The 10,808-nt window shown below is 46.2% G+C and carries 10 protein-coding genes; 5 read left to right on the forward strand and 5 right to left on the reverse strand.

The features are described from left to right. The first annotated feature begins 143 nt into the window (after positions 1-143). Positions 144-809, forward strand: a complete 666-nt coding sequence (locus R3B84_05910) for an MFS transporter (GenBank protein MEZ6140089.1) — start codon at positions 144-146, stop codon at positions 807-809. A gap of 78 nt (positions 810-887) precedes the next feature. Continuing rightward, positions 888-1,880, forward strand: coding sequence for a hypothetical protein (locus R3B84_05915; GenBank protein MEZ6140090.1), 993 nt, complete (start codon positions 888-890; stop codon positions 1,878-1,880). 262 nt (positions 1,881-2,142) lie between these two features. Here R3B84_05915 and ahcY read toward each other — a convergent pair whose 3' ends face one another. Continuing rightward, positions 2,143-3,480: an adenosylhomocysteinase gene (ahcY, locus tag R3B84_05920; protein MEZ6140091.1), complete on the reverse strand. Its 1,338-nt coding sequence runs from the start codon at positions 3,478-3,480 to the stop codon at positions 2,143-2,145. A gap of 156 nt (positions 3,481-3,636) precedes the next feature. On the opposite strand from ahcY, the gene R3B84_05925 reads away from it, so the two are divergent. Then, a complete protein-coding gene (locus R3B84_05925) occupies positions 3,637-3,900 on the forward strand; it encodes a hypothetical protein (GenBank protein ID MEZ6140092.1) in 264 nt (87 codons plus the stop codon). Here R3B84_05925 and R3B84_05930 read toward each other — a convergent pair. Further along, positions 3,897-4,580 carry a hypothetical protein gene (locus R3B84_05930; protein MEZ6140093.1) on the reverse strand — a complete coding sequence of 228 codons (684 nt, stop codon included), beginning with the start codon at positions 4,578-4,580 and terminating at the stop codon, positions 3,897-3,899. The two genes, R3B84_05925 and R3B84_05930, sit on opposite strands and share 4 nt — an antisense overlap. A 572-nt stretch (positions 4,581-5,152) precedes the next feature. Between R3B84_05930 and R3B84_05935 the strand changes: the two genes are divergently transcribed. Then, on the forward strand, positions 5,153-5,542 hold the full coding sequence (locus R3B84_05935; GenBank protein MEZ6140094.1) for a hypothetical protein: 390 nt from the start codon (positions 5,153-5,155) through the stop codon (positions 5,540-5,542). On the opposite strand, the gene R3B84_05940 is transcribed toward R3B84_05935, so the two are convergent. Both R3B84_05940 and R3B84_05945 read right to left on the reverse strand, forming a co-directional pair. Then, a complete protein-coding gene (locus R3B84_05940) occupies positions 5,509-6,240 on the reverse strand; it encodes an RsmE family RNA methyltransferase (GenBank protein MEZ6140095.1) in 732 nt (243 codons plus the stop codon). The two genes, R3B84_05935 and R3B84_05940, sit on opposite strands and share 34 nt — an antisense overlap. Before the next feature lie 30 nt (positions 6,241-6,270). After that, a complete protein-coding gene (locus tag R3B84_05945; protein MEZ6140096.1) occupies positions 6,271-7,557 on the reverse strand; it encodes a serine/threonine-protein kinase in 1,287 nt (428 codons plus the stop codon). A 225-nt stretch (positions 7,558-7,782) separates the two neighbouring features. Between R3B84_05945 and R3B84_05950 the strand changes: the two genes are divergently transcribed. Then, the gene (locus tag R3B84_05950) at positions 7,783-9,063 is read left to right on the forward strand and encodes a PQQ-binding-like beta-propeller repeat protein (protein MEZ6140097.1); all 1,281 of its coding nucleotides are present in this window, start codon (positions 7,783-7,785) and stop codon (positions 9,061-9,063) included. Between the two features lies 1 nt (position 9,064). Here R3B84_05950 and R3B84_05955 read toward each other — a convergent pair whose 3' ends face one another. Continuing rightward, positions 9,065-10,807: an arylsulfatase gene (locus tag R3B84_05955; protein ID MEZ6140098.1), complete on the reverse strand. Its 1,743-nt coding sequence runs from the start codon at positions 10,805-10,807 to the stop codon at positions 9,065-9,067. Position 10,808 lies beyond the last annotated feature (1 nt).

The raw sequence follows: 10,808 nt of genomic DNA on the forward strand, positions 1-10,808 counted from the left end.
ATTCCCTGAAAATTAATTCGTGCCGCCGATTTTCCGCTGTCTGTACAAGAGAACTTTTCAGTTTTGGTTGGCGTTTCCTGGAATCAGAATGTAAAACAGCATTTCTGGCGATTTTACCTACCCTGATGTGGAGAATACCAACTGTGTCTAGTTCTGGTGATTATACGATTACCCCACTGCAAAAATGGCTGGTGCTCATCGTCGCATCGGTTGGGTTCTTGTTTGATACGTACGAATTATTAATGCTACCAGTGATTGCGGGGCCAGCTTTATCAGAAATTATGCAATTACCTCCGGGTCACCCGGAAGTAACTGCCTGGTTTGGTAGGCTATTGTGGATGGCTGCACTGGCTGGTGGGATCTTCGGACTGTTGGGTGGCTGGCTGATCGACATGTTCGGACGGAAAACTATTATGGTTCTCAGCATCCTGATGTATTCGGTCTCTCCCGTACTTGCAGCCATGAGTACCGAATTATGGCAGTTTGTGCTGTTCCGCTGTACCACCTTTGTTGGGGTATGTGTTGAATTCGTTGCGGCAATTACCTGGTTATCCGAACTTTTTCCGAACAAAAAGACGCGTGTTCTGGTGATTGGCTGGACTCAGGCATTTGCGTCCGTTGGTGGTTTGCTGGTAACGGGTGCAAACCAGCTTGCAGTAGATTATGCCAACGTTCTACCTGTAATTCCAGTCCGTGAGCCGTTTGATCAGCACGCCTCCTGGCGCTACACCCTGATTACTGGAGTGGTACCAGGGATCAGTATCTTGATCTTGTTGCCTTTTGTGACGGAATCACGTGTATGGCGGTAACGAAAGCGGGCAGGGCAGTTACGTCGGCCTCGTTTCAGTCAATTATTCTCACCAGAATTACGCAGGGCAACGTTGGTCATGACAGGACTGTCTGCCTGTGCCTATGCAGCGGCATTCGGTGCATTACAAATGATCCCGACCCGCGTAGTTCCTGGTTTGGAATCACTCAAACCAGTGCAAAAAGAACTGGCCCCGTTACGAAAAGCAGGGGAAGTGCTGGATAATCAGTTGAGTGAAGAGCGGAAAACTGTGGAAAAATTTGTTGCATCGAATCCCGATTTAAAAGCACATCTTGATCAACGGTCTGTGGTGAGAAGAGAGCTGCGCACCATTAACCTGGCAATCAGTGGTCTGAAAACCAAACTTGAAGCAGGTGACAATACAGTTCAGGAAAAATTGAATGAGAATCAGACAAAATTAAAAGAAGTGCAGGCAAAAATGCCCGCACTGAATGAGCAATTGACAAACTTAAGCGTCAAACAACCAGAAATCAAAGGTGCGGTGCTGGCTTACGAGAAAACACTCGCTGAAATTGGCAAGAACCGTGCCGCAAGGAAAGTCCATGAAGACAAAATTAAAACGGAAGGGAATTACTATCAGTTCTGGCAGGAGATGGGTGGTTTGACAGGACGGATCATGCTGGCCATCCTGATTGTGTTTGTGTTGCACAAGAAAGTATTGCTATGGATATTCCAGGTTCCTGGCCTGATCCTTTTCCCGCTGACTTTCTATTTCTTCTTCAAAGAAAAGCCAGACTTTTTTGTTTATGGCGTGTTCATATGCGGGTTAGTCACGGTGGCTCAGTTCAGCTTCTTTGGCGAACACATGCCCAAAATATTTCCGATGCACTTGCGGGGGACCGGTGGGAGTTTTGCAACTAATGTTGGTGGGCGTATGATCGGTACTTCCGCAGCATTTGTGAATACGGAACTGATCACTAAATCGATCGCTCCAGCAAACACGCCCCCGTTTGCATATATTGCGATCTCTGCAGCGATTATTGGTGGCACTGTTTTCCTGGTAGGCATGATTCTGACTGCAATCCTGCCAAAACTGCCCGAAGGTGAGTAACTTGTCTTTCGCCCGCCTTTCGTACATTCCTTAAGGCAATTTAAAATCCACTTCATTTCGATGTGTAAATCGCAATTTGTTATTGACTTCGTTCAATTAAAAATCAGCTCCGAAACAAAACCTTACTCGTAAAAAAACCAGGGATTGAAGTCCCTGGCTATGCAAAAGGTTGTATTCAGATTTCTGTGAAGATGCAATGTGCGCTGGAATAGCTCAGTAAAGATTCGTGTGGATTGAACGCCACATTGAGTCATTCTTGAAATTACGTGCCTTGTTCCCAGTCAGCCAGATAATGGGACTGATCCGCTGTCAGTGTGTCAATTGTGATTCCCATGGATGCCAGTTTTTCGGTGGCAACATAATGTTCAATTTCTGGTGGGACCTGATGAACAGCTGCAGAAAGTTTGCCTGCGTTTGCCACACAGAATTCGGTTGCTAACGCCTGGGTAGCAAAACTCATATCCATCACGCTTGGTGGGTGACCTTCTGCCATTGCCAGGTTTACCAGTCGACCGCCACCTAAGACATAAATCTTGTTCCCGTTCTTCAACAGGTATTCATCAACGCCCGGTCGAACATCGGCAGTTTTCTTTTGGGTCAGATCTGCAAGTGCAATCAGGTCGAGTTCCACATCGAAGTGGCCACTATTGCAGATTACCGTACCACTAGGCATCACTTCAAAGTGCTCTTTCCGTACGACGTGCTTGTTACCAGTCACGCTGATAATGACATCAGCTACCGATGCTGCTTTTGCCATCGGCATGACTGCAAAGCCATCCATTGCAGCTTCCAGAGCTGCAACGGCATTGACTTCGGTAATGATCACTTGAGCACCCAGGCCGCGAGCACGACTTGCAACACCTTTGCCACACCAGCCATAACCTGAAATCACAACTTTCCGGCCAGCAATCAACATGTTCGTTGCACGAATGATCCCATCAATCGTGGATTGACCGGTACCATAGCGGTTGTCGAACATATGTTTCGTATCTGCATCGTTCACAGCGATAACAGGAAACTTCAACACGCCATCTTTTTCCATAGCCCGCAGTCGGATAACCCCGGTGGTAGTTTCTTCCATACTGCCTACGACCCGTTTGAAGAGGTCGGGTAGCTGATCTGCTGGGTATTGTCCTGCCCACTCAGCTACAACAGGATGAACATCCTTCAAACGATTTAACGAAACAAACACCATGCAGGAAACCAGATCTGCACCATCATCCATGGTCACGTTAGGTTCAAATTCCAATGCAGAAACGATATGTTTGTAGTAGGTATTGTTGTCTTCGCCGTGGATCGCATTCACGTGGATGCCAAAATCGCTGACCAGGCTCGCAGCAACATCGTCCTGAGTGGATAGTGGATTCGATGCGATCAACATTACTTCTGCACCACCAGCTTTCAGGGTGCGAACCAGGTTTGCCGTTTCAGCAGTAACGTGAAGACATGCTGCCATCCGCATACCTTTCAGTGGTTGTTCGGCAGCGAAACGCTCTCGGATTCGGGACAATACAGGCATATCCTGATCTGCCCACAAAATTCGCTTTTTGCCTGCTGGTGCCAGGTCGGGACGGGCCACATCTGAAATCACTTTTGACATCTTTGCAAAATACCTCTAAAAACCATTTGTCAACTAGGAACAATATTTGCTATACTATCGTATATTGCGAGTAAGCAATTGTTGTAATAACTTTAGGTAAGTTTTCCAACTTTTCCCAAGTATCTTTCTTGGCGAAACATTTGCAAAGGCGAAGAAATGAAGGTTTTAGCAGTTCTTATCGCGTTAGCAGCCACTGGTGCAGGGGTTGCTTACTACGTAACACGTTCAAATGAACAACAAGCCGGCACCTGTCAGGTGAAAGCAAAAGCAGCATGCTGCCAGGTTGCTGCAACACAAGAACCGGAAGTTGTTAACGCTCCTTCCTGCTGTTCCGTGGGTGGCTCTAGAACTGAGTTGATCAGTGCAAAAAATGCCGAATCAATCGAAAAGATTGATATCGAACCACGCGTGATTGATTAAGCAAGTTCTTCGGGTGGTTGCAATTGCAACTGTTTAAGCATCTGATTCAGTCCGGTGAACAGTCCTGTACAAATCAAACTGATCACCACCAGCAACGAAAGCCAACGGGGCTGTTGGCTTGAGTGGTTACATAATTGCATTGTATACAGCAGACTACACAACCATGTAATTCCTTGCGAAGTGCCGGATTTCACCCATTCCCGGGTACTCTGCCAGAGTAACAACATTGCGCACAACATTATCAGACCAGCACTGACAACAAATTGAAGCCCCACTTTTTCTGGTGCTAGTGACTGGAACGCCAAATTCCACTGGTACCGCCAGAATGACCAATTGTGGCTGTAAGTAATTACTTCCCGAAGCGTCGGATGCACGTTGACACCCAGCAATTCCTTTGCAAAAATTGCACCAGAAATGATTGACACATAGCAGAGTGCACTATCAAGAATGTTCTTTGCTTTTCCAGTTTTCAAATTGCCAATGGTGTCGATTAGCACACAAAACCCCAAGACTACCCAGCTTAACACAACAATTTGTGGTTGAACCTGGAAGGTAATTTCAGATTGGTTCAGGAACAAAACAGTCATTCCAGCTCCGATGAGTGTGGAAATTCCCCAGTGCATTGGAGAATTTCCCCTTATCAATGAGCGCCAGCTGACCAAAACAGCCAACATGCCCAACGTGGGGAAAATGATGCTTTCCTCATACTTACTCATTGAAAACACTGGGTGGATGATTACCAAAATGACAAAACTGATCAACATAGTAAGCAATCCATTGCATCGAGCACCGATTGCCACAAAGATTCCCAAAGGCAGCAGCAATTTCGTGCTTGCTCCGAAAAGGTACAGGACCACCAACGAGCAGATTCCGAATATCAAAGCTAGTTTCATGCCTGCACCGATATTGCGATCCATCTGTTGCACTCCGATAACATCGTCTCAATAATTCATTCGTAAGTTTGTTCAGGCAATTGAGAAAATCGCGAAGTTTTCAGATAGGCTACTAAATTGATCGGTTTAGTAAGGAATTAGTTGTTTCAATAAAACCAAAAAAACACATTTGCCATAAGTGATTATTTCATAATATCTTACGAAAAACGATCTGAAAATATTCGTACACTAGTGCGATAATTATACTTGACAGAACTCAACTCTCTTCCATACGATTGACAAACCAGAGGTGGTTACGGACGTTATTCAAACGATTGTTTTTGTTTAAAGATGTTTTGGTGTTTTTTGGGGTCCTGGTCATGGAATTTAATGAACCATTACAGGAATTTCGCAATCAGTGGATACCCCACATAACTGATTCTGGACTTCAACGGCTACTCGATTTATTAGAAAATCGCAGTCCTTTTCTAATCCATGGCAGTTTTACCAAAGTGCTACCAATGGGGTGCCTGGCAACCCACATTGCGTGGCACCATCCCCATACTACTCATCTGATGCACGAAGCGGGGATCTGTTGGCTGACACGAATTGCCCACCTGAACCCTGCAACCTCACTTCTGGTCACCACGTGGGATGAAATTGGCCAGACGGATGCAATCCTCTGCTCAGGACTGATCAAGGCTATCCTTGCTGAAATTGCTCGACGGAAAGCACTTCAATTTTCACCCACAGAACCTGAATTGGTGTGACGGCTGGAAACTAGCAGCGTTGCAGCTGCAATCGCAGCGGTTTCTGTGCGTAACACGGTGTTGGAAAACGAAAGGATTGAAACTCCTTTCGAATCAGTCATCTCTAATTCTTCAGGCGACCAGCCACCTTCAGGCCCAATAAGGCACAATTGCTTCGCAATATTGCAATATTGCGACAAAAGCATTTTCTGCCCACTCTGGTGAAACAAGACCGTTTGATCTGGCGAAAATTGCTCAAAAATATCCTGAAACTGAACCGTTGAGCAAATTTTCATTAAATTCGATCGGCCACATTGCTTACTGCTTTCCACGACAATTCTTTGCAATTTGGCTATTTTGGCATCATCAACTTTGGTAATCGAACGTTGAGTAACAATCGGAATCAGCGAGGTGACTCCAAGTTCAGTTAATTTTTCGACCAGAATTTCACCACGATCCCCTTTGGGGAGTGCTACTGCAATCGATAATGAGGGTGATATTTCACGCACCGTGGGTAATTCTGAAAGAATTTTCAGAATTACGGTTTTTCGCTGACAATTGACGATTTCAGCCAGGAAATCTTTGCCACACCCATCGAACAGGGTAATTTGATCACCCACGTTCAGCCGCATCACGTGCAGTGCATGGTGGGCTTCCGTGCCATCCAGTACCACCATTTCGGAATCGGTTGGAGTGGTGGAAAAAAATCGTTTAGCCATCAATAAAATGAAATAATTTTAATAATCGATTCAGGAACCCATCAAATATCCACGCAGATTAATGAACGATTGCATACACCTTTCTCGCCAGGCCGCATCCTGCAACTGGCTGATCGCATTCGGCCGAAAAACAACTTGCACTAACAGATGGTTGGCTCGCATCTGGTCCATGACATCCAGGTGGAGCTCCACCCATAAATATTCCGATTTTCGGGGTTTGCTTAGCCAGCCAAAACCGGTGATGCCACTGGATCGTGAAAACTGTTGGCCAGATTGTCGATCTCCCAGCTTCATTTTCACCATCCCCGGGTTGCTTTCGACAATTTCCCCACCAAAATCATGGGCAAAACCGCGGATTTTCATGATCGCAATCGATTCTGGCATCCAGGCTTCAAATTTCATGCACAATGCCGATGGGTCCTGGATAATGCGTGGGCCTTCATGAAGGGGCATCGCTTCCGGGAGGTCGTTTGTCATTCCCGATTCAGCCATGGTCAGTGCTAATTGATACATTTCCTGTAGTTCAGAAGCGGTTTGAGGGCGTTCGTTCGGGTCTTTTTCGAGGCAGGTGAATACACACGCTTCAATCGGCTCAGGAATATCGATTGGCAGACCCAAAGTATGAAATCTGGGAGGGCGTTCTGTGGCATGAGCAAGCATCAGATCCATACTGTTGGTATTTAAAAATGGCAATCGACCGGTAAGCAACTCGTACAGCATCACTCCAACACTGTAAATATCGGAACGGCCATCAATGTTATCGCCACGAACTTGTTCCGGGCAAATATACCCTGGAGTACCTATCGCAAACTCCGCACTCGATTGCTGGTAATCCATCATTTTGTCGCCTTCCATCGACTTCGCGAGACCAAAATCCATCACTTTGATTTTTTCTCTGGGTGAATCATGGTCAACGATCATTAAGTTTGCGGGCTTTAAGTCGCGATGGATTAAGCCTTGCTGGTGGGCTGCCTCAAGTACTTCGCACAACTGTCCCAGCAACCTGCCTACCCGCTGATAGCTAAGGCGTTGATTCTTTTGCAGCAGAGTTTCCAGATTGATCCCACGAACGTACTCCATGACGATGCACGGTCCATCCGTAAGTGAAGCATCATAAAGCGCAACGCAATAGGGGTGGGTAAAGTGTGCAAGCAACATGGTTTCACGCTGAAATCTCTGGATGAATTTCTCATCGTGAACGACATGTTCGTGCATCACCTTAACGACAACCTGTCGACCAAGGTCTAGCTGTCTGGCGAGGTATACTTTGCCCATTCCACCTTCACCTAGAAGGCGAACTGCTTCGTACCTGCCCATAAATATCCGACCAATCATTCGTGTCGACTTTTCAACTTTAGCCGTACAGATCGCAAGTGAAGCACGGCATCATTTGTGGCAAAACTACTCATTTCGTTTATCATAGAGCATGCCTGCAAATAGTCAGATGAATTAGAGCGAACTTTCTTTTCAAATTGAATCGAATCTGAATTGGCTCGTTGTCCTTTTCAGGTCAGCCAGTGTTAAGCGACGGTGGGGAATATCATGCACAAATTAACAATTTCTTCATTTTTAGTTCTAATGGGCTTCATTCCCGTATTTGCTGCCGACTGGCCACACTGGCGTGGTCCCACCCGCAATGGGCACACCGAAGAACTTTCTGGATGGAATGGAACAAAATGGCTATTAACGAACGCCTGGAAAGGAAATTTTGGCGAAGGGAACTCTGCCCCACTGGAAGTAGGTGGAAAATTGTTTCAGATGGGCTGGAAAGGTGGCAAAGATTTCCTGTATTGTGTTGATTCCAGAAATGGCATGATTTTGTGGGAACAATCCTACAAGGCACCACGTTATGGTCGGAATGCCAGTGGTGATCAGGTATTTTTCAGTGGGCCATCTTCGACTCCTGATTATGATTCAAAAACGGGGTATCTGTACACCTTAAGTTGTGATGGTGACCTATGTTGCTGGGAAACCAAAAATCAAGGTAAATTATTATGGAACAAGAACTTACACGAATCTTACAAGGTTCTTGTTCGCCCCAAAGTGGGACGCAGTGGCCAGCGGGATTATGGATATACGAGTTCCCCACTGGTCTTACAGGATCGACTGATTGTGGAAGTTGGGGCAAAAGAAGGGACACTGATCGCATTTGACTTAACTACTGGTAAAGAACTTTGGCGATCCACTGCGAATGAGCCTGCAGGACATAATGGTGGACCAGTTCCAATAACGGTTGGCAATGAATCAGCAATTGCAACCCTTACCCACAAAGGAGTGCTGGTGGTGGCTGCGTCAGGCAACAATGCTGGTAAAACAATCGCCACCTGGCCGTGGGAAACGAATTTTTCTAATAACATCGCTTCCGTAACTGTCGATAAAGATCACTTGATTGCCACTTCCCACTACAACATTCTTCGGACGATGAGTCTAAAAATTACAGCACGCGGTGCGGAAAAAATCTGGGAAGCCCCAGTTGCTTCCAAAGTATGTTCCCCAGTCATTCATGGCGAAAAAATGTATTTTGCCTGGTCCAAATTGCATTGCCTCGATTTGCGGACAGGTAAACGAATCTGGGAAGAGCAGGGCTATCATGATCAGGGATCTTGTGTCGTTACAAAGGATAACAAACTGATTATTTATTCAGGCAAAGGGCAACTGACATTAGTTGATCTGGCAGGAGATGCGGCAAAAAAATGTACTGTATTGGCAAACCGCCCCGCGCTTTTTCAAAATGATGCCTGGCCCCATGTGGTACTCAGCAATAAGAAACTCTTCTGCCGAGATCGAATGGGTAACCTGGCAGCATTTCATGTGGGGGAATAAACTATTTTCTGCGAAGCGTTAAGGATTTGATTTCTAGTGTTTCGTTAGGTACGGAAACAGTCAGCACCGCTTCCTGGATGCCCTTATTCAGAGAAATCGTGCCAACTACATGTCGATACCAATTCAATTCGTAAACTTCGGTGCGTTTCACCCGGTCCGGGTGGTCGGCAAACTTACGGTCGGTGAACTTCAGATCTGCGGATTCCACTTTCGAAGTTGCCGTGGTTAATCGAAAAGTAGTCATCGGTTCTTTTGTCAACAAGTACTCCACCACGGCCTCGTATTCTCCCGCCTGAGTCACATCGATTTTCCAGGTAAGCGAGGCACCTTTTTCGCCCCAACCGATCGTCCAGGCGTTATTGGCATGGATGCCACTGAATCTGGCTCCACTTTGCAGTGCTGCTTGTGCGACAGACATTTCCACAGCTGGTTCCTGATCATGCCCAATCTGGATCGGTGGGCGGGAAAACTCGACCGATTTGGAAACTTCCTGATGCCATTTGGTGAAGGCGTTAATTGTTGTGAGAAAATTTTCATTATCTGGTGAATACAAATTAGTCGTTTCTGCAGGGTCACGTGCCACATCGTAAACCTCCCATCCACGATTACCATTAACGTAGTGGTATTGCTGGGTGCAAATCGCCCCACTGTTCTTTTTGGCTTTCCCGTAGGGGGTGTTCTGAATGTAAATTGAGCGGTCCCCCCAGCCATTCTCTTTTCCTTCAAGCAGTGGGATCAATGATTTACCATCCAATGCAGTTTCGTTTTTTACTTTCGACAGAGTAAGTTCTGCAATGGTGGGATAAAGGTCGATGTGGGCAGCGAGCTTTTCAGATTTGTGTGGCTGCCACTTTTTGCCATACGAAATCAGGCAGGGCACTCGTGTGCCACCACGATAATACTGACCTTTTTGCCCACGCATATTTCCATTGAAGCGTTTACCGTTTGGGCCATTATCAGTGAGAAAAATAATTACTGTATTGTCCCGAAGTTCTTTTTTATCAAGATGTTGCAGCAATTTTCCAACGTTGTCATCGGTGTTGGCACACATACCGTAAATGCATGCAAGAGTGTCGTCCAATCCCAGCTTTTTGTAATGGTCGAAATATGCGGCAGGACATTGAAACGGTGAGTGGGGTGTATTGTACGAAACATAACAAAACCAGGGCTTCACCTGCTTGTCGATAAACCCGATCGCTTGATCTGTGAGATAATCGGAAATAAAGCCTGGTGATTTCACCCAGGTGCTGTTCTGTTTCAAACGAGTGTCGAAATAATTGTTCCAGTGGCCTAAATTGAAGCCTAAAGAATGCGTAAACCCTTGCCCGTTAGGAGTATAGGGGAAATTCTCACCATTGTGCCATTTACCGAACATGGCAGTAGCGTAACCTGCTTTTTGCAGCACCTCGGCGATGGTGATTTCCTCCGCTCTCATCGTTTCTTCACCTTTAGACACCCCCCAGGTGCCTGTTCGCAGGGAATACCGACCCGTCAGCAAAGATGCCCGGGTGGGTGCACAAAGCGGGCTTACATGGAAACGATCAAATACCACGCTTTCTTTCGCAAGCTGATCAATAACCGGAGTCTTCAGAACCTGATTACCAGTGAAAGAAAAGTCGCCATAGCCTTGATCGTCTGTGATGATCAAAAGAACATTGGGGCGTTTTTCTTCGCCAAAGGTGGTGAGTCCGGCAATCAGGAACAGGCACCAAATGGCACAAAGTTGTGTGAAAATCTTCATCATT

Origin of the sequence: Zavarzinella sp. (genome assembly GCA_041399155.1) — a bacterium.
In the GTDB taxonomy this organism is placed as follows: Bacteria; Planctomycetota; Planctomycetia; order Gemmatales; family Gemmataceae; genus JAWKTI01.

Bases quoted from the DNA above. Each gene is read 5' to 3' on its own strand.
- R3B84_05915 (MEZ6140090.1), top strand. From the start codon at position 888: ATGACAGGACTGTCTGCCTGTGCCTATGCAGCGGCATTCGGTGCATTA.
- ahcY (MEZ6140091.1), bottom strand. From the start codon at position 3,480: ATGTCAAAAGTGATTTCAGATGTGGCCCGTCCCGACCTGGCACCAGCA.
- R3B84_05925 (MEZ6140092.1), top strand. From the start codon at position 3,637: ATGAAGGTTTTAGCAGTTCTTATCGCGTTAGCAGCCACTGGTGCAGGG.
- R3B84_05935 (MEZ6140094.1), top strand. From the start codon at position 5,153: ATGGAATTTAATGAACCATTACAGGAATTTCGCAATCAGTGGATACCC.
- R3B84_05940 (MEZ6140095.1), bottom strand. From the start codon at position 6,240: ATGGCTAAACGATTTTTTTCCACCACTCCAACCGATTCCGAAATGGTG.
- R3B84_05945 (MEZ6140096.1), bottom strand. From the start codon at position 7,557: ATGGGCAGGTACGAAGCAGTTCGCCTTCTAGGTGAAGGTGGAATGGGC.
- R3B84_05950 (MEZ6140097.1), top strand. From the start codon at position 7,783: ATGCACAAATTAACAATTTCTTCATTTTTAGTTCTAATGGGCTTCATT.
- R3B84_05955 (MEZ6140098.1), bottom strand. From the start codon at position 10,807: ATGATGAAGATTTTCACACAACTTTGTGCCATTTGGTGCCTGTTCCTG.